10 protein-coding genes are annotated in these 19,563 nt (G+C 66.8%); 4 read left to right on the forward strand and 6 right to left on the reverse strand.

The features are described from left to right. Positions 1 to 2 precede the first annotated feature (2 nt). Genes glgB through DIE06_RS07730 form a run of 3 tightly spaced genes read right to left on the reverse strand, consistent with a single transcriptional unit; the run spans position 3 to position 9,003 of the window. A complete protein-coding gene (glgB, locus tag DIE06_RS07720) occupies positions 3 to 2,204 on the reverse strand; it encodes a 1,4-alpha-glucan branching protein GlgB (RefSeq protein WP_124660895.1) in 2,202 nt (733 codons plus the stop codon). Further along, a complete protein-coding gene (treS, locus tag DIE06_RS07725) occupies positions 2,201 to 5,611 on the reverse strand; it encodes a maltose alpha-D-glucosyltransferase (RefSeq protein WP_124661060.1) in 3,411 nt (1,136 codons plus the stop codon). The genes glgB and treS overlap by 4 nt, the downstream gene beginning before the upstream one ends. Then, on the reverse strand, positions 5,611 to 9,003 hold the full coding sequence (locus tag DIE06_RS07730) for an alpha-1,4-glucan--maltose-1-phosphate maltosyltransferase (RefSeq protein WP_124660896.1): 3,393 nt from the start codon (positions 9,001 to 9,003) through the stop codon (positions 5,611 to 5,613). The genes treS and DIE06_RS07730 overlap by 1 nt, the downstream gene beginning before the upstream one ends. A 400-nt stretch (positions 9,004 to 9,403) precedes the next feature. On the opposite strand from DIE06_RS07730, the gene DIE06_RS07735 reads away from it, so the two are divergent. Genes DIE06_RS07735 through DIE06_RS07750 form a run of 4 tightly spaced genes read left to right on the forward strand, consistent with a single transcriptional unit; the run spans position 9,404 to position 16,155 of the window. After that, positions 9,404 to 12,937 carry a type VI secretion system Vgr family protein gene (locus DIE06_RS07735; protein ID WP_124661061.1) on the forward strand — a complete coding sequence of 1,178 codons (3,534 nt, stop codon included), beginning with the start codon at positions 9,404 to 9,406 and terminating at the stop codon, positions 12,935 to 12,937. After that, positions 12,934 to 14,400: a hypothetical protein gene (locus DIE06_RS07740; RefSeq protein WP_124660897.1), complete on the forward strand. Its 1,467-nt coding sequence runs from the start codon at positions 12,934 to 12,936 to the stop codon at positions 14,398 to 14,400. The genes DIE06_RS07735 and DIE06_RS07740 overlap by 4 nt, the downstream gene beginning before the upstream one ends. 1 nt (position 14,401) lies before the next feature. Then, a complete protein-coding gene (locus DIE06_RS07745; protein WP_124660898.1) occupies positions 14,402 to 14,689 on the forward strand; it encodes a PAAR domain-containing protein in 288 nt (95 codons plus the stop codon). Positions 14,690 to 14,715: 26 nt separating this feature from the next. Then, complete coding sequence (locus tag DIE06_RS07750; RefSeq protein ID WP_124660899.1) at positions 14,716 to 16,155, forward strand: hypothetical protein; 1,440 nt, start codon at positions 14,716 to 14,718, stop codon at positions 16,153 to 16,155. Between the two features lie 31 nt (positions 16,156 to 16,186). On the opposite strand, the gene DIE06_RS07755 is transcribed toward DIE06_RS07750, so the two are convergent. The 3 genes from DIE06_RS07755 to DIE06_RS07765 are packed head-to-tail and all read right to left on the reverse strand — an operon-like array spanning position 16,187 to position 19,520. Next, positions 16,187 to 16,972, reverse strand: a complete 786-nt coding sequence (locus tag DIE06_RS07755) for an endonuclease/exonuclease/phosphatase family protein (protein WP_124660900.1) — start codon at positions 16,970 to 16,972, stop codon at positions 16,187 to 16,189. Then, positions 16,963 to 19,185: a VTT domain-containing protein gene (locus DIE06_RS07760; protein ID WP_124660901.1), complete on the reverse strand. Its 2,223-nt coding sequence runs from the start codon at positions 19,183 to 19,185 to the stop codon at positions 16,963 to 16,965. The genes DIE06_RS07755 and DIE06_RS07760 overlap by 10 nt, the downstream gene beginning before the upstream one ends. Beyond that, complete coding sequence (locus tag DIE06_RS07765; RefSeq protein WP_124661062.1) at positions 19,182 to 19,520, reverse strand: hypothetical protein; 339 nt, start codon at positions 19,518 to 19,520, stop codon at positions 19,182 to 19,184. The genes DIE06_RS07760 and DIE06_RS07765 overlap by 4 nt, the downstream gene beginning before the upstream one ends. Between the last annotated feature and the right edge of the window lie 43 nt (positions 19,521 to 19,563).

Raw genomic sequence — 19,563 nt, forward strand, 5'->3', positions numbered from 1 at the left:
TGTCAGGCCGGGCTCAGCCACAAGGTCGCGAGCGGCGGCAGGCGCAACGCGGCCGACCACGACTCGCCGTGCGCGGGAATCTCTTCCGCCCACACGGCGCCGTCGTTGCCGGCATTCGTGCCGCCGTACGTGGCGGCATCGGTGTTCATCAGTTCGCGCCACTGCCCGGGCGCGGGCAGCCCGACGCGATAGCCGGCGCGCGGCACCGGCGTGAAGTTGCAGACCGCGACGACGAGGCGCCCCGTGTCGTCGCGGCGCGCGAACGCGAACACGCTGTTGTCGCGATCGTCGCCGATCAGCCAGGCGAAGCCGGCCGCGTGGCAGTCGAGCGCGTGCAGTGCCGGCTCGGCCGCGTACGCGCGGTTCAGGTCGCGCACGAGCCGCTGCACGCCGCGATGCGCGGGTGCGTCGAGCAGGTCCCAGTGCGGCGTCGCGTCGTGCGCGAACTCGGCCCATTGCGCGAATTCGCTGCCCATGAACAGCAGCTTCTTGCCCGGATGCGCCCACATGAAGCCGAAGTACGCGCGCAACGTCGCGAGCCGCTGCCATGCGTCGCCCGGCATCTTCGCGACGAGCGAGCCCTTGCCGTGCACGACCTCGTCGTGCGACAGCGGCAGCACGAAGCGCTCGGAGAACGCATAGACGAGCCCGAACGTCATCCGGTCGTGGTGATAGCGGCGATGGATCGGATCCTCGCGCAGATACGCGAGCGTGTCGTGCATCCAGCCCATGTTCCACTTGAAGTCGAAGCCGAGCCCGCCGTCGCCGGTCGCCGCGGTGACGCCCGGCCATGCGGTCGATTCCTCCGCGAAGGTGACGACGCCGGGCGGCGCGAGCGCGCCGTGCAGCGTGTCGTTCAGCGTGCGCAGGAACGCGACCGACTCGAGGTTCTCGCGCCCGCCGTGGATGTTCGGCACCCATTCGCCCTCCCTGCGCGAATAGTCGCGGTACAGCATCGACGCGACCGCGTCGACGCGAATCCCGTCGACGTGATAGCGTCGCGTCCATGCGAGCGCGGACGCGACGAGGAACGCGCGGACTTCGTTGCGCCCGAGGTTGAACACGCAGGTGTTCCAGTCCGGGTGCATGCCTTCGCGCGGGTCGGCGTGCTCGTACAGCGCGCTGCCGTCGAACTGCGCGAGGCCGTGCGGATCGTTCGGGAAGTGCGCGGGCACCCAGTCGACGATCACGCCGATGCCGGCCGCGTGCGCGCGGTCGACGAAACGCGCGAAGCCGTCGACCGGCCCGAAGCGCGCGGACGGCGCGAACTGCGCGAGCGGCTGGTAGCCCCACGAACCGCCGAACGGGTACTCGGAAATCGGCATGAACTCGACATGCGTGAAGCCCATTCCGTGCACGTACGGGATCAGCCGCTCGGCGAGTTCGTCCCAGGTCGAACTGCGGTCCATTTCTTCGGGCACGCGCTGCCACGATTCCGGATGCACTTCGTAGATCGACCACGGGACGCGAAAGCGGCGATCCGGATGCGGCCGCGCGTGGATCCAGCCGTCGTCATGCCAGGCGAACGCGTCGAGCGCCGCCGTGTCGGCGACCACGGACGCGGTGTGCGGCGGCGCCTCGGTCGCGCGCGCGCACGGATCGGCCTTGTGCGGCAGTACGTGTCCGTCGGCCGCGCGCAGTTCGTACTTGTAGTGCTCGCCGGCGCCGATTCCCGGCACAAACAGCTCCCACACGCCCCACGGGCGCCGCAGCCGCATCGGATGACGGCGGCCGTCCCAGGTGTTGAAGTCGCCGACGATCGACACGCGTTGCGCGTTCGGCGCCCATACCGCGAAGCGCACGCCGTCGACACCGTCGACGCGCGTGGGCGTCGCCCCAAGGCACTCGAGCACGGCGGCCGGGTCGCCGGCCGCGAAGCGCGCGAGCGCCGCGTCGTCGAGCAGCATGCCGAACGCATAGACGTCGTCGGTCACCTGGCGCGTGTCGGGCCAGTCGATGGCCAGCTGGTAGTGGCCGTCGTGCGCGAGCGTTCCCGCGAAGCAGCCGGCGTCGTCGACGCTCGCGAGCGTGCCTAGTTCGTCGCCGTCGGGCGTCACCGCGCGCACGCGCCGCGCGCCGGGCAGCAGGGCGCGCACGACGATCCGCCCGGTATCGCGATGCGGGCCGAGGCACGCGAACGGGTCCGGATGGCGGCCGGCGAGCAGCGCATCGATATCGTGGCGGTCGAACAGCGTGTCGGTCATCGGGTGCCTCCATGGTCGGGCTCGCCATTCGTGTCGAGCAGCCGTTCGACGAGCGCGGCGAGCCCGCCGACCGGCACGCCGAGCCAGTCGGGGCGGTTCGCGGCTTCGTAGCACAGCTCGTACGACGCCTTGTCGATCAGGAACAGCGCGAGCAGGCGATCGGCGTAACGCGGGTCGACGAAGCGTTCGGGCGCCTGGTCGGCGGCCGCGCGATAACACTCGACGAAACGGTCGGCGGCGGCCTGCCCGAAGCGGTCGAACAGCGCGCGCTTGCGGCCGGCCGCCTGCGGCGGCGCCTTCTCGATCACGAACTGCGCGGCCGCGCTCACGTACGACAGCGAGCGCAGGAAGCCGGCCACGTCGCGCAGCGGATGCGACTTCGCGCGGCGCCGCTCCAGCGGCCGTGCGGGTTCGCCCTCGAAGTCGATCAGCAGCGCGTCGCCCTGCACGTCGAGCACCTGGCCGAGATGGAAATCGCCGTGAATGCGGATGCATTGCGCGTCGAGCGTGCGCGGCACCAGTTCGCCGAGCGCCTGCACGGCCGCGTCGCGCGACGCGAGCAGCGTGTCGGCGGCGGCGCGCGCGGTCGGGTCGAGCGCATCGAGCCGCGTGGCCAGCATGTCGAGCGCGTGCCGGAACGACGCGATCGCATCGATGCACCAGTGGTCGACGTGTTCCGGCGTCGCGCGCTCCGGCGCGAACGCCGGGTCGTCGGACGGCTGCGCGAGCGCGACGTGCAGCTGGCCGAGGCGCGTGCCGACGATCCCCGCGAACGCCGCGTAGCCGAGCAGCGCGTCCGGTTCCGCGTCGGGTTCGACCGCTTCGCTGTCGTCGACGGCCGGCAGCGCGAGCTCGTCGACCGCGCGTCTCAGGAAGTCGAACGAACGCGTCCATGCGTCGCCCTGGTTGTCGACGTAGCGCTGCAGGATCGCGACCGTATGTGGCGTGCCGTCCGGATCGACATGCACGACTTCGCCGGCGAGCGTCGCGGTGTTCGCATAGCCGATCCGCGTCAGGTGCCGGCTCATCTCCGCTTCCGGATGGATCCCGTGCGCGACCTTGCGCACCAGCTTCAGCACGATCGCGTCGCCGATCACGAGCGAGCTGTTGCTCTGCTCGGCCGCGAGCCAGCGCACTTCGGCATCGTCGCCGGGATCGAGCGCGGCGAGCGCATGTTCGGGCAGGAAGTCGAGGCGGCCGCCGTCGGAAGTCGGCACGGTGGCGCCGTCGCGCAGCTTGCGCAGCATCCCGCGCGCGAACGCCGGCAGCGCGAACGCATCGGTCAGATAGCCGACGGTATGGCCGCGCCGCACGCGCGCGAGCGCGAGCTGCGCGAACAGCGGCTGCGATGTCTCGCCGCCCCACGCGGCGGCCAGCGGCACGACGTAGCGTTCGACGCCGCCGTCGCTCGCCGACACCCAGGCCTCCGCGTACTGGAACGGCTCGTCCGGCATCGGCGTGACGACGTTCAGCCACGCGTCGCCGATCTTGCGGTCCTTCGATGCGAACCAGCGCCGCCGCTCGAGCCACGACGCGAGCGCATCGTGCGCGAGCGTGTGCAGCTGGCCGACGTCCGGCCGCACGTCGCCGCGCCGCATCACGATCGTCACGTATTCCGGCAGCGGCTGCGCGTGCGGCTGCCGCCACGATGGCTCGCGGCCATGCTCGGACAGCACGAACCACAGGAACCCGTACGGCGGAAAGGTGAGGAGATACGGGAGCTGGCCGATCGGCGGAAACGGCGAATCCGACGTCATCTCGATCGGCACGCGGCCCGCGAATTCGGACAGGTCGAGTTCGACCGCCTGCGACGCGCGCGACAGGTTCGCGACGCACAGCACCGTCTCGTGGCCTTCGAGTTCGCGCAGGTACGCGAGCACCTTGCGGTTCTCCGGACGCAGGAAGCGGATCGTGCCGCGCCCGAACGACTGCGTCGCGCGGCGCGTGGCGAGGATCCGGCGGGTCCAGTTCAGCAGCGAGTGCGGGTCGCGCGTCTGCGCCTCGACGTTGACCGCGTCATAGCCGTACAGCGAGCCCATCACGGGCGGCAGCACCAGCAGCTCCGGGTCCGCGCGGGAGAAGCCGCCGTTGCGGTCCGACGACCATTGCATCGGCGTGCGCACGCCGTCGCGGTCGCCCAGGTGGATGTTGTCGCCCATCCCGAGTTCGTCGCCGTAGTAGATCACCGGCGTGCCGGGCATCGACAGCAGCAGCGAGTTGATCAGCTCGATGCGGCGCCGGTCGCGCTCCATCAGCGGCGCGAGGCGGCGGCGGATCCCGAGATTGATCCGCGCGCGCCGGTCGGACGCATAGGTCTGCCACAGCAGGTCGCGCTCCGAGTCGGTGACCATCTCGAGTGTCAGCTCGTCGTGGTTGCGCAGGAACACGGCCCACTGGTTGCTCGGCGCGAGCGCCGGCGTCTGCCGCATGATGTCGACGATCGGGAAGCGGTCCTCGCTCGCGATCGACATGTAGATGCGCGGCATCAGCGGGAAGTGGAACGCCATGTGGCATTCGTTCTCGTCGCCGAAGTATTCCTGCACGTCCTCCGGCCACTGGTTCGCTTCCGCGAGCAGCATCCGGTTCGGATACTCGGCGTCGATCGTCGCGCGGATCTTCTTCAGGATCGCGTGCGTCTCGGGCAGGTTCTCGTTGTTGGTGCCTTCGCGCTCGACCAGGTACGGCACCGCATCGAGCCGCAGCCCGTCGATGCCGAGATCGAGCCAGAAACGCATCACCTGGATCACCTCGCGCACGACGGCCGGGTTGTCGAAGTTCAGGTCCGGCTGGTGCGAGTAGAAGCGGTGCCAGTAGTACTGGCCGGCGATCGGGTCGTGCGTCCAGTTCGACGTTTCCGTATCGAGGAAGATGATCCGCGTGCCCGCGTATTTCGTGTCGGTGTCGGACCACACGTAGTAGTCGCGATGCATCGAGCCGGGCTTCGCGCGCCGCGCGCGCTGGAACCACGGGTGCTGGTCCGACGTGTGGTTGATCACGAGCTCGGCGATCACGCGGATGCCGCGCGCGTGCGCTTCGCGGATGAAGCGCCGCACGTCGGCGAGCGTGCCGTAGTCGGGATGCACGTCGCGGTAGTCGGCGATGTCGTAGCCGTCGTCGCGGCGCGGCGACGGGTAGAACGGCAGCAGCCAGATCGTGTCGACGCCGAGCTCGGCGATGTAGTCGAGCTTCGTGATCAGGCCGGGGAAGTCGCCGATCCCGTCGTTGTTCGAGTCGTAGAACGACTTCACGTGCACCTGGTAGATGATCGCGTCCTTGTACCACAGCGGATCGTCCGCGCAGAGCGCGGGCGCGCGGCGCCGCGAACGGCGCCGGCGCGGGGTGCCGGCCGGTGCGAGAGACGGGAACTGCGCGCGGCGTACGTCGTCGAGGGAGTCTTCACGTTTCATCATGCGTGTGCTCCGGAAGGGCCCCGGGCATCGCCCGGGTCGGGCGCCGCCGCTCGCGCGGCGCCGGGAGACGGCGCGAGCCGCCAGATCGCATACGGCCGCACGTGCGGATCGAGCGATACGTACTGGCGATGCCCGCGCCAGGTTTCGGCGTGCGCGGCGTCCGGTTCGAGCGCGTCGAGCGGCTCGCCGTCGACGAGCCCGAAGCCGCGCCACAGCGACGCGTCGAGCGTGAAGTTCGCGGCCTGCGGATGCCACGGGTCGAGGCTGATCGCGACCGCGACGACGCTGTCGTGCGCGGGCGTCGCCTTCACGAACACGAGCACCTGGTCGTTGTCCGCGTCGACGAAGGTGAGGCCGAGATGGGTCTGCAGCGCCGGATGGTCGCGCCGCGCGCGGTTCAGCCGTGCGACTTCGGCGCCGATGTGCGCGGCCTTGCTCCAGTCGCGCGCGCGCAGCTCGTATTTCTCGGCATCCGCGTATTCCTCGCTGTCGGGCAGCGGCGCCGACTCGCCGATCTCGAAGCCCGAGTACAGGCCCCAGGACCCGGCGAGCGTCGCCGCCAGCGCCGCGCGGATCACGAACTGCGAGCGCGGCGCGTTCTGCAGGTGGCGCGGATTGATGTCGGGCGTGTTGACGAAGAAGTTCGGCCGGAAGAACTCGCGTGCGGGGCCGGCCGTCAGCTCGGTCAGGTAGTCGATGAATTCGCGCTTCGTCTCGCGCCACGTGAAGTACGTGTACGACTGCGAGAAGCCGATCTTCGCGAGCCGGTACATCATCCCCGGCCGCGTGAATGCCTCCGACAGGAACACTACGTCCGGATGCTTGCCGCGCACGTCGGCGATCATCCACGCCCAGAACGGCAGCGGCTTCGTGTGCGGATTGTCGACGCGGAAGATCCGCACGCCCGCGTCGACCCAGAACAGCACCGCGTCGCGCAGCGCGCGCCACAGGTCCGGCAGCGCGTCCGGCGCGTAGAAATCGGGGTTCACGATGTCCTGATAGCGCTTGGGCGGATTCTCCGCATAGCGCAGCGAGCCGTCGGGCCGCCACGCGAACCAGCCCGGATGCGCGGCGAGCCACGGATGGTCGGGCGAGCACTGGATCGCGAAATCGAGCGCGATCTCGAGCCCCTGCGCGTGTGCCGCGTCGACCAGCGTGCGGAACGACGCAAGCGTGCCGAGCTGCGGATGCACGGCCGTGTGGCCACCGTCCGGCGAGCCGATCGCGTACGGGCTGCCGACGTCGTCGGGGCCGGCTTTCAGCGTGTTGTTGCGCCCCTTGCGCGCGGTCGTGCCGATCGGGTGGATCGGCGGGAAATACAGCACGTCGAAGCCCATGTCGCGGATGCGCGGCAACTGCGCGATCACGTCGTCGAACGTGCCGTGCCGGTGCGGGTCGTTGCTCGCCGAACGCGGGAACATCTCGTACCAGCTCGAGAAGCGCGCGGCGCGGCGCTCGACCTCGACCGGGTAGAGGGTGTCGTCGTGCGTGATGAACGGCCGGTAGTGCAGCGCGGCGTAGGCGTCGGCGAGCGCGGGTTCGCCGATCAGTGCGAGGCGGTGTTCGTGCGACGCGTCCTTGAAGTCGGCCGCCAGCCGTTCCATCTGCCGGACCGCGCGCGTGTCGTCCGACGACGCGAGCTTCAACGCGGTCGCGAGCAGCAGCTGCGCCTCGCGCACCTCCAGCGTCACGTCCTGGCCGGCCGCGCGCTTCTTCGCGATGTCGGTGACGAGCGAGGCCCAGTCGTCGCGCCACGCGATCACGCGGAACGCGTGGCGGCCGAGCCGGTCGAGCGCGATGCGCGCGTGCCAGCGGTCGTTCGGTTCCGCGACGAACGGCACTTCGCGCCAGTCGTCTTCGTCGTCCGCGCGCCACTGCAGCGCGGCCGCGAGATGCGCATGGCCATCCGTGAAGATCGATGCGTGCACAACCAGTGTTTCGCCGATCACGCGCTTGATCGCGAAGCGGCCGCCGTCGACCGCCGGGTCGACCCGTTCGATCGCGATTCGGTCGGCCGTGAGGGCGGCGGACAGCGCGGCGCGCTCGCTTGCGGCATCGGCATGCGTGGTCGCGGGCGGCGCGCGCGACGCTTCGAGCAGCGCATAGCCGCCGGGCTCGAGCGTGAAGGCTTCGAGTACGGCCGGCGCGTGCGTGTGCGCGCCGTCCGGGGGCGCAACGTGCGTGAAGCCGCCCGGCACGCCGGGCAGGATCGTCGCGGGATCGACCGGCGCTGCGGCATCGAGATCGGGATTCAGCGCGATCAGCAGTGCCGTGTCGTCGTGTTCGAGCGACGGGCCCATGCCGCGCAGCAGCGTGGTCGCCGCGGCGCCGGGCGCGCTCAGTTGCGCGATTTCGCCGCGCTCGACCGCGAGCGGGGTCGAGCGGCGCCATGCGTTGGCGTCGGCGATCGCGCCGGACAGGTCGAAGCGTGCGTCGTCGAACGCGGCGCGGTAGCGCGCGGCGTCCGCATCGCGCGCCATCAGCGGCAGTGTGACGCCGCGCTCGAAGCCCATCGGCACGAGCCAGCCGGTGCCGACCGCGGCCGCGGTCCACAACGCGCGGTGGTACGCGCGGGCGACTGTCTCGTCCGGCGCGTCGTGCCAGTCGTCGGCGAGACGCGGGCCGTCGAACGCGTCGGGAAACGCGATCGGCGAGCCGATGCGCCGAAGCAGTCGGTGTTCGTCCGCAAACCACGGCGAGCGCAGATCCCACCAGCGTACCGACGAGAACACTGCGTCGAATCCGGCACCCTCGAGTTGCGCGAGTGCGTCGCGTGCATGGCCGGGCACGCCGGCCAGCACCGCGACGTCCGGGCGCGTGCGGCGCAGCGCCGCGCGCCAGCCGGGCCACCACGCGGCCGGAAGGTGATGCGGCGCATCGATCAGGAAGCCGGCCGCGCCGGCGTCCGCGAACGCGGCGAGGTGCGCGCACCACCACGCGGACAGCGCGTCGTGCGCCGCGTCCTCGCCGACCTGCGCATGCGCGACGTCCAGTTCGTGCGCGGTGCAGCGCGGATCGATCAGTGCGTCGTCGTGCGCGGGCTCGACGTACCAGTCCGGATGCTCGGCACGCAGCGGGTTGTCGCGCGCGATGCGGTCGGGGACGACTTCGAGCAGCACGCGCAGCCCGTGGCCGCGCGCGAGCTGCGCGAGCCGCGAGAACGTTTCGAGCGCGCCGGCACGTGTCGCGAACGTCGCGGCCGGGCGGTGGAAGTCGGCGACGTGGCGCGGAAAACCCGCGACGCCGGCGGCCCAGAAGCCTCCGATCAGTACGTGGTCGAAGCCCATGCCCGCGATGTGGGCGAACGTGTCGGGCCACGCTTCGAGCGGGCCGACCAGGCGGGCGTCGCAGAAATAGAGATGGGGAGCGAAGGGCGGGGTGGCGTTCATGGGATGGCGTCGGTGGGCGGCGGCGGGATCGGCAACGCCCATGTTCGCCGCAATGCGCGTTCCCGCTGCGATGCATCCGGCGCGGCAAGCCCCCGCGCGGTTCGCGGCGGTCCGGGACGGTCGCTTTTTGCACGGAAGATGGACGGTCGCGGCATTTTTACGCAGGCTCGCGTGGCCGCGGAGTGGCCCGGCTTCATGAAATTCTTGCCAATGAGGTCGAGTCGTTGATGAAAATCTCGACGTTCGGGCGGGACGGGGCATCCATCGCTGCGGGTGCGGTATGCAAGAGCCGAGCCCGGTGAAATGTTCGCGTCAAAATCATACGAGTCCTATGGTGGAATTCCGTTCCGGACGGTTAGGATCGCTCGCGATATTCCAAAAATATTCGACGGGGGGCGCCTTGACCAAAAGCACGGCCATTTCCGATACACCCGCGCGCGCGGGTATCGACATCCACCAGTTTTACAGCCTGGATATCAAGGGCGCGCCCGCAGCTGCACTCGCGGACGTGTACGAGTTCGAAGGCACACGCGGAATCGGTGAACCGACGAAGTACACGATCCGGTTCACGCATCCCCGTCATGACCTGTCGCGCAGCGAATTCCTGAAGCGAATGGGCGCGTTCGTCATTCAGCCGCCACCGCGGGACCGATGGAGTCAGCCGGAAGCGGCGCGGCGCGTGCAAGGTGTCGTGACGGGCTTTGCGTTGAAGGCTGTGAACCGCGATCAGTCGCTGTACGAGATCGTGCTGGAATCGCGGCTGGCGCTGTTGCGCAATGCGCCAAAGTGTCGATTCTTCCTCGACCTGAGCATTCCCGAGATCATCGAGCGGATTCTGCGGGAGCACGAGTTCAACAAGATCTTCGCCGACTTCGAATTCAGGTTGAATCGAACCTACCGCAAGCGCAGCTTCGTGATGCAATGGGGCGAGGACGATCTGGCATTCATCACGCGCTTGTGCCGACGCTCGGGCATCTGGTTCGTGTGCGACGAGGGCGAGCGGTGCGAGCGCGTGTGCTTCGGCGACGACTATGCGCATTACCGCCGCGATCCCGAGCGTCTGACGGTCGCGTACCGGCCGCACAGTGGACTGGAGGCCAGCGGCGTCGAGTCTGTCCGTGCGCTCGAAATGCGCGCGACGACCTTGCCGGCGGCCTATGTGGTACGCACGTTCAACACGGAAACGGCGATATCGGATCCGATCGAGGCGGTCAGTCCGATTCGCGACGACCGCACGACGTACGGTGAAGCGTATACCTGGGGAGCGCCGATTCTGAGCGAGGACGAGGCGAAGGAAGCGGCGCAACTGCGCCGCGAGGCAGCGCTGGCCGGTCAGGTCGAATATCGCGGCGAGTGCGACATGCTGGATCTCACGCCCGGCTCGGTGCTGAAACTGTCGAACCGGGAATTGCCCGATGCGAAGCACGGGCTCGTCGTCGTGCGCGTGACGTGCGGCGCGAGCCGGAGGCAGGCCTATCACGTGACATTCGATGCGATTCCGTCGGATCGCCAGTATCGAATGCCATTGAAGGAGGAAACCTGGCCCAGGATCGATGCGGTCATTACCGGGACGATCGCGTCGTCCGACGGCTGGAAAAACCCCTATCTCGATAGCCAGGGCGAATACATCGTCGATCTTCATCTGGATCGCGACACGCGGACGCCGGGTCTGCAGAGCTGCCCGATGAGGCTGGCGAAACCGTTCGCGGGGCCGAACCAGACCGGTTTTCACTTCGGGCTCGTCGAAGGCACGGTGGTCGGCGTGAGCTTCCTGTGGGGCTGCGTCGATTTGCCGTTCATCAGCCACGTGCTGCATACCGCGCAACACACGGATCCGATCGTCGCAGGTGTTCCCTGGGGCACGCGCAACACGATCCGCACACGCTCGAACAACACGCTGGAAATGGATGACAGGGAAGGGCGCGAGCACATCAAGGTTGCGACCGAGCACGGCAAGTCGCAACTCAATCTCGGGCATACGGTGGACCGCGGCCAGAGCGAGCGGGGTAGCGGTGCCGAACTGAGATCGGATGGACCTGCCGCGCTGCGGGGCGGCGGTGGTGTGCTGGTGTCGGCCCATGCGCGAAACGGTGCGTCCGGCAAGCAACTCGACATGCAGGAAACCGTTGCACAGCTCGAGGATGCGTTGGCGCTGGCGAAAGCACTGGCGTCGTCCGCTCGGGCGTCGAAGGCCGAAGCAGCCGATATCGACAGTCAGCGAGCCGCGAACAAGGCGCTCGACCAGCTTCAGCAGTCCAGTGTGCTGGTGACAGCGCCGGCATCGGCGGGCGTGGTGGCGGCCAAGAGCGTGCAAATCGCCGCCGGTGAAAACATCATGGGCATCGCCAGAGGCGATGCGAGCTGGAGCGTGTGGAAGCGCTTTACGGTGGCGGCGCACGACATGGTGTCGCTGTTCACGCAGAGAGGCATGAGCCTGATCGCGGCGGCGGGCGCAGTCGTCGTGCAGGCGCAGCGCGGACGCATGCAGCTTGCGTCGCAGGACGACATGACGGTCGAGACGGTGAACGGCGTGCTCCACGTCAAGTCGTCCAAGGAAATCGTGTTGAACGTAGGCGGCTCGTATTTCCGCCTGACGCCAGGCGGTATCGAAATAGGGACGCGCGGCGGCGTGTTGTTCAAGACCAGCAGCCTGAAAAAGACCGGGCCGGCGCAGATGGATCTGGGGGGCGCGGCATTTGCGCCGGCATTCGTGCCGTATACGACGCAATGTGACGTGTGGCGGACCAACCCGAACTTTGTTCCACCGGCGTCTCCTGCGTCCGTGACGGATGCTTCGGCCGATACCGGCGCCGCGGCGCCGTCGTTTCTCGGTGGCCTATTCGGTGGGAAATCTGGTGCGGGATCGAAAACGCCAGGCAATGGCGGTTTGACGGTGAACGACGCCGAAAACGAGAAGTCGATCTGCATCCCGCCTGATCCCATTCAGTTGCAGAGTCCGGCGCCGTGCAACTGGCAACTGGCCGATTTTGTTGAATCGGCAACGATGATGCGGGAGACGCCACCCTATCAAAAGTATGGCTGGACGAGAACCGAGCGTCTTACGGAGGATGGCCAACCTGTCATGTGTGCAGGGACGGCGCCGACCACATGCCAGTTCACCTACGATTCGGTCAGTAAAACGTTGACAGCGAAGGTGGTTATCGCATTGGTGCCGCGACTGCTGGTGAAAATGAATCGAGCGACCCGGGAGCCGTTGCTGGACGCGCACAATGACTACGTTGTTGTTCAGTATGAAACATTTCAGAACGGAGCAAATTCTCGTAAATCCCTTGGTGCGCAGGGGCTGATGCTGGTGGAGCGTGACCCGAAAGAAGTCGACGCTTCAACCTACAAAAGCCAGATTGAAAAGACGCTGAATCAGGGCAACTACAAGCTGATTCTTGGCGGGTGCCAAAAGGGCGGCGCCTGTGGTTGCAGAGTTGCCGTCAAATTCTGTGCGGACGTGCATGTGGTTGGGGTGACTGATGCCCACGCGCTCAATCCAAACATCACCATCAATCTATATCCGACAACCGAGCGAGCCGATGCTCTGAATTGGCCGGAGACGGAGTATCAGTTGAAAAATGGACGGTATATGCGACTGCTCACGCAAACCAAGGCGCATGAGACGGGGCATCTGTTTAATTTTCCTGACGAATATTGGGAGCAGGGCGGATTTGTGCATGAGATTTATGTCAAAGACGGTATGAACATAGATTTCGCGCTTGCCGATGCCAATAAGGCCAAAGATACGTTCTGGGTTGTTGAAACCGCGACCAATCTCATGGGAGGCGGATGCCTTCAACCGACGGCGACGACGTCGCCGTACTACCTTGAGTATATTCGTAGATGGTTCTCGGCTAGGACCAACAAGTTGTGGGCGGTCGGTTACGAAGTACCCCAGAAGAATGTTCGAACCAATAGCGAAAAGTGAAGAAAGGCATGGGCGTTAATATTGTGCGGCATGTGAGACATGGATCGTTGGGGAAAATATTTTTGATTTTAAGTTTTATGCTGATTGGAGGTCGGTGTGTTATGGCGAATGATTCAGATAATGATTTCATGAAATCCGGTGCGTTTTCTCTTTCGTGGTCTGGTGGCCTTCAATACGGTTCGAGAAAGATGACTTTTGACGGAGAAGGGAGATTTTATTTTGCCAAAGGGGATGCTATCAATGACAGGGTGAAAACGGGTGTGGGGGTTTTTGCTCTGAATCTGAAAAATAGTGATGTGCTGCAACTGCAAGACGTGGCTCGCGCTTTGTGCGATAAAGATATTCAGACTGGTGGTCCCGAAACGCATGATCCCGCGGCAACGTTCAGTGTTGTCTGCCAAGATGAAGGCAAGGCCGTTCGGAGGTCGGGTTCATTGCGCTTGATTCCGGAAAGCTTCAACCTTCGAGTGTTTGATGCACCTTTCAGACTTTCTGAACAAGCGTGGGCGGAGGGGCGAAAGATCATAAAACTCGATTTCACGACGGTGAGCATTGAGCGAAAATTAGACCATTATATTGTGTCGGTGAGATTTATAAACTCAGGAAGTAGATGGATTAAATTCAAAACGCCGGATCAATGGTCGGGGGCCGCGGCAAGTGGTGAATTGGGAGTTGCTCCTTATAGTGAATTGGGTAGGATGAAGCCGCAAGATGATTGGGGATTTGGGTTGTCTGGAAGAAAAATTATCAATCGGCATGAGTTTCCTGATGGAGTGGTTTTTCTTGGGGCTGGGGAGGGGAGGGATTTAATATTTGAGGCTTATCCTGATAATAATATAGCTAAAGGTGATTACGAGCTTTCCGGTGCGGCTTTTATGAAAATAGAATATGAGGGCTACGGGTGGGGGCTTTCGACGCACGTCGATTTTAAGCCGATCAAAAGCCGTATCAGTTTCGACCACGACTACCCCTCGACGCCACAGGAGCGTGAACAATGGGAGGCAATGCACCGAGCCACGATGTCATCCCATCCGGTCAATCCTGGCGAGACGTTCGCGGAGGATGGCCTGTACCGGGCCGTGCGCACGACCGGCAACGGTGCCTATCGCAGTCTCCAACTCAAACCGTTCAAGGCCGGGGACATTGCTCCCACAGGCAACGTGAAGATGCTCCTTGAGGCCGCCGACGGCATCGAGTTCGATGGCCCGGTGCAATGGCTATGGGCGGGCAGCGCACCGACGCCGGTCAAGCAATACTCGTTCGACATCGTCGAAGAGACGCGACAATTCTGCAAGCCGGGCGCGGTATGCCCGCGCAGCGGTCGATGGCTTCCGCGCGTGCGTGAGGGCTGGAATTCCAACCACTGCGACCTGACGGGTATCGTCACGCTACGGCGCGGGGACGCGATGCCGGCAGTCGAACGTGCCGGCGACGATGCAGACTGGGAATGGATCGGCGTGTGACATGACCGAGCGTGCGTGCATCCTCCAGCATGACCGGACCACGGCGAATGGCGTCGTGCTTGACGGTCTCGATGACATCGGTCTCGACGACCGAAAATTGAGTTACCTGGGAGCGAGGGTCCGATGCCCCGCCTGCAACACCGTCGGTCATATCGAACCTGACGGCGCGAGTCCACGACCCGATGATTTCAGCGGCAAGCGGCACGCGCTGGAGGGCGATCTTTGCCGGTGCGCCTGCAATCCACCACCGCGCCTCGTCGCTTCGCAGCGCGACTGGACTGTTGAGTAACGTAACGTGCTCGTCATGGAGGCACGATGAAATTTCCCTGGGCCCCGCCCGCTCACGGCGAGTGGTCGGCGGGCAAACCGCCGCCCGTCTGGCTGTATGTCGTACTGTTTGTCCTGATCGAATGCGGGTTTCTGGCCGGCACTGTTGCCGCGTGGCCGCACGGAAAGTCCATGGCTTCAGATGACTTCGTGCGAACTGCACTGGCCGCTCCATTCGCGCTCTGGATAGCGGCCAGCTTTGTGCTTTATACGTCGATGTACGACAGTCGCGCGTTCGAAGCAGCAGTCAGGAACGCGGCGCGCTGGCATTTGCTCACGAGATGGCAACGAAACGTCCGTGCGGGCGTGGCCGTTCTCGACAGCGTGATTCTTGCGCCCGAGCCGGACCTTGCCGAGCGCATGTTGAAGCTCGAGGGAAGTCCGCCAGAAAATCCCGGCAGAGCGATGCGACTCGATGGTATCGAAGGAGCAGACGGAGTGTCCCGAGCGCGCGCGGTGATCGAGAAGCTGATGACGCCATTGGCGGCGCGGCTTGGGCAGGCGACGCGCAGCGGGTCGTTCGACATTGCGATGCAGTGCGAGCATGCCGAGTCGTATGTCGACGTACAGGCAGTGTGGGCACAACTGCAATTACCGGGGAAACCTCGCATCCGGTGGTTGAGCGACGATAAGGATCCGGGATTGGCGGACACCTGGTTCGAGGATGACACCGGCGCGCCCTATGCGGATGCATTCGCTCCAGCCCGGAACCCCAAATACCGCTTGATGCTGGCCTGGCATCTCAACGACGCGGACTCGGACGTCCAGCCGGAAACTTCCGAGGTGGCCGTTGCGTTGCTATTCGGTTCGCCTGAGCTCATGCGGGAAAAGCCGCAACTGAAATGTCAGGCATGGCTGTTCCGCCAGATCGTCGCGGATGCCGACGAAGTGGACAAGGCGCTCGCACGCCTGCTCGGTGCGGAACAGGTGCCGCGTGAGCGAATCCATCATTTCTGGTACAGCCGCCTCAAGGGACTGGCGCTGCACGCGACGCTGGGTGCCGTGAAGGATGCCGAGCTGAAACTGGAGAAACATGCGCTTGATCAGGCAATTGGTCCGCAGGCACCGGCAGCACGGTGGCTCCTTCAGGCGCTGGCGGCGAAGATGGCGCATTTTGGTCAGGGTGCGCAAATCGTCGCACTGCCCAGGCCGAATGGCGTGGCGCTGAACGTCGTCATGAAGGATAAACCCGAGGTGGACGTACCATGGAACTCCCAATACGAATACGCCCTGTTTCCGTGGGCCGAATTGAGTGGCTGCATGGGTCTGTGGACGTTTTTGATCCTGATGTCGCCCAATCAGACGTGGAGCACTCTCGAGACGGTATTTACGATTGCGATCGGGGCAGTCGTCTTGCGGAGTTTTGCGTGGCGCCTTTTTTGGGGACCGCGCCGCTATACGAATGACGTTTTGCGCGAGTACGGATAGCCCGCGCGTCGGTTCCGTCAGACCGGAGCGTTCAGCGTGCAAGCGGCGTGCCCGGCGTTGCCCGCATCCGCGCGACCAGCGGATAGTGATCCGACGCGTGCCGCGCGCGCACGCTGCGATGCACGTTGACATCGACGAGCAGTTCACCCGGATGGATCCAGATCCGGTCGAGCGAGAACACCGGGTACAGCGTCGGGAACGTGCGCGGCGCCGGTGCGCGGCGGAACCGCGTGACGAGCGCCTGCAGCGCGCGGCCGCGCACGAACCACTCGTTGATGTCGCCCATCAGGATCACCGGCATCGCGCCGGTGTCGAACGCGGCGAGCAGCCGCTGCACCTGCGCGCTGCGTTCGTTCGCCGACAGCCCGAGATGGGTCGCGACCACGCGCAGCGTGCCCGCGCCGCAGTCGATGTCCGCATCGAGCGCGCCGCGCGGCTCGCGCTGGTGGAACGACAGGTCGAGCGTGCGCGCCGCGCGGATCGGGCAGCGCGACAGCACCGCGTTGCCGTAGCGGCGCTCCGGCGTGTCGATGGTCGGGCCGGCCACCGCGTGCATGCCGGTCGCCTCGCGCAGGTGCGCGAGCACGTCGGGCGCGCGCGCGCCGCCGAGCGGCACCTCCTGCAGCGCGATCACGTCCGCGTCCAGTTCGTGGATCACCGCCGCGATCCGGTCGGCCGCCCGCGCGGGCCATGCGCCGTAGCCGCCGCGGATGTTGTACGTCGCGATCCGCAGGTCGCGCCCGCCCGGCGCGGCGACGGGCGGGGCGTCCGACGTGACGATGTCCGGCGGCGGGGCCGGGTGCCGGCTCAGCGCCATCGTCGCAGCACCCTGACGAGCAGCACCGACACGCCGACCAGCGCGACGCCGATCGCCGCGAGCCATGCGAATGCGCCGGGGCCCGGATGACTGAACGCGGCGAGCAGCTGGTGCGCGAACGTGACCGTCAGCACGATGCCGGGCAGCATCCCGATCGCGGTGCCGACCAGATAGTCGCGCAGGCCGATGTGCGATGCACCGGCAACCAGGTTCACGATCGTGAACGGCGCGATCGGCAGCAGCCGCAGCACGGCCATCGCGACCACGCCGCGCCGGCCGATATGCTCGCTGAGCCGGTTCGCGCGCGCGCCGGCGAGCCGGCGCACCGCGTCGCGTCCGAGCCAGCGGCCGATCCCGTAGGTCACGGCGGCGGCCGCCATCGTGCCGGCGGCCGCATACGCGAAGCCCGGCCACGCGCCGAACACGAGGCCCGTGACGGTGATCAGCAGCGTAATCGGCACCGACAGCATGGCCGCGACGACGTAGCCGGCCAGCAGCAGCGCGGGCGCGCCCGGCAGTTGCGCGGCGCGGGCGGCCGCCTGCGCGAGCGACGCGACGTTCAGTTCCTTGCCGAGCGGCGAGAAGCGCCACGCGAGCGCGAGCGCCGCGACCAGCAGCGCGGTCGCGCCAAGTGCAAGGAAGCGCGCGGTCAGCGAGCGGTGCTGCTCGCGCGGCACGAATTCGCGCACGAAGCGGTCCGGCTCGATCGGCTGCTCGGGGTCGAGCCGCGCGCTGACCGGCACCAGCGCGTCGAGCTGCGGCGTCACGGCCGGATCGAGCGTGCGCAGCGTGCGGCCGGGTTTCTCGCGCAGCCGGTCGAGTGCGGCGTTCGGCCGGTCGGCGTGCGCGAATGCGTCGGCGATCGCGGCCGGCGGGGTGCCGAGATGTTCGGCCAGCAAACGGTCGCGCAGGCCGGCGATCGCGGTGCGGATGCGCGGCTCGCCGGCCGCGACGAGCGCGATGCAGCATTCGGTGTCGAGCACCATCGACCGGTTGTTCAGGTTCGCGCTGCCGATCACGATGCATTCGTCGTCGACGATCGCAAGCTTGCTGTGCACGTTCACGCACGCGTCGCCGAGGCCGTCGACATGCGGATACAGCAGCCGGTAGCGGTCGAAGCGGTCGGCGGATTTGAGCGTGCCGTGCAGCCGCGCCCGCAGCACGCCCATCGTCGCTTCCTGCAGCCAGCCGCTCTGCACGCGCGGCGCCACGACCGTCACGTCCGGCCCGTGCGCATCGGCCAGCCGCGCGGACAGCGTCTCGCGCACCACCGTCGCGGTGAAATACTGGTTCTCGATGTACAGGTGGCGCCGCGCCGCGCGGATCGTGTCCTCGACGAGCACGCGCACCTGCCGAACAGGCTCGCGGCCGCGATGGCGCGGCGCGGTGTACGCGATGCCGAGCCGCACGTTGCGTATGTCGACGCGCGCGTCGCGCGGCCACGGATCGACGTCTTCCTCGCGATCGAGATGCCGCTGCGCGCGGATCGCGATCGGGCGCCCGCATGCATTGAACCAGCGCGCGCGCGCCTGCTTGCCGATCGCGGCGGCCGCGTCACCGTCGAACATCGCCTGCACGTCGTGAAACGGCCCGTACGGCATGCCGTGCGCGTCGCGGCGGCGCGGGTCGTCGGCCGCATGCGCGGGCGTATCCCAGCGTTCGCGCGTGAGGTCGAGCCCACCGACGAACGCGAGCCGGTCGTCGATCACGACGAGTTTCTGGTGATGCGACGCGCCGCGCGGATGCGTGTCGTCGAGCCGGAACCGGATGCCGCGATGCGCGCGCCACGCGGCGCGATAGACGGGCGGCCAGTCGCGCTCCAGCGCGTAGATCATCGCGAAGTCCCACGCGAGCACGTAGATGCGCAGGTTGTGCCGCGCGGTTGCAAGTGCGTGCAGGAATGCGGCGAGCGTGTCGGGCAGGCCGTCGCCGGCGGCGTCGGCCGGAGCGAGGTGCATCCGGCTGTCGACGTCCCAGCCGACGATGAACACCGTATGGCGTGCCCGGCGCAGCGCGGCACGCAGCGTCGAGAAATAGGCGTCGCCGTCCACCAGCATCGCGAAGCGGTCCGCGTCGCGAATCGTGTCGCAGTTGCGTCCGCATTCGAGCAGCCCATGTTGCGCCGGATCGTTCGGGGGCGACCGATCGGCAGCCGCGTCGTCGGGGCGTGCCGTCGCGAATGCGGTGCGCGGCATGCGGTCCGGCACGATCATCGGGCGTCGACGTCCCGGTCGCCGTCGATGCGTTGCAGCAGCGCGTCGCAACGCGCGCGCAGCGCCTGCAGTTCCGGCGAATCGGCGTCGAGCCGGACGCGTTCGCCGCTGTCGGGATCGCCGTGCGCGGCCACGATCTCGTGGATGCCTTGCGCGATCGTCGCGGACGCGTTCGCGATCCGGATCCGGTCGAGCCAGCCGCATTCGGCGTGATGGCACGCGAGCCACGCGCGCAGCGCGCCCACCACCTGGCTGGTCGTGAGCCATGCGCCGCCGCGCATGCGCGCGGTCAGCTGGCTCGTCACGAGATAGGAGAGCAGGTCGGTCTGGGTCACGCGAGACTCCTTGTCGAGGTGTCGGGATGACAGGTCCGCACAC

Source organism: Burkholderia sp. Bp8998 (assembly GCF_003854235.1).
Taxonomy (GTDB): Bacteria; Pseudomonadota; Gammaproteobacteria; order Burkholderiales; family Burkholderiaceae; genus Burkholderia.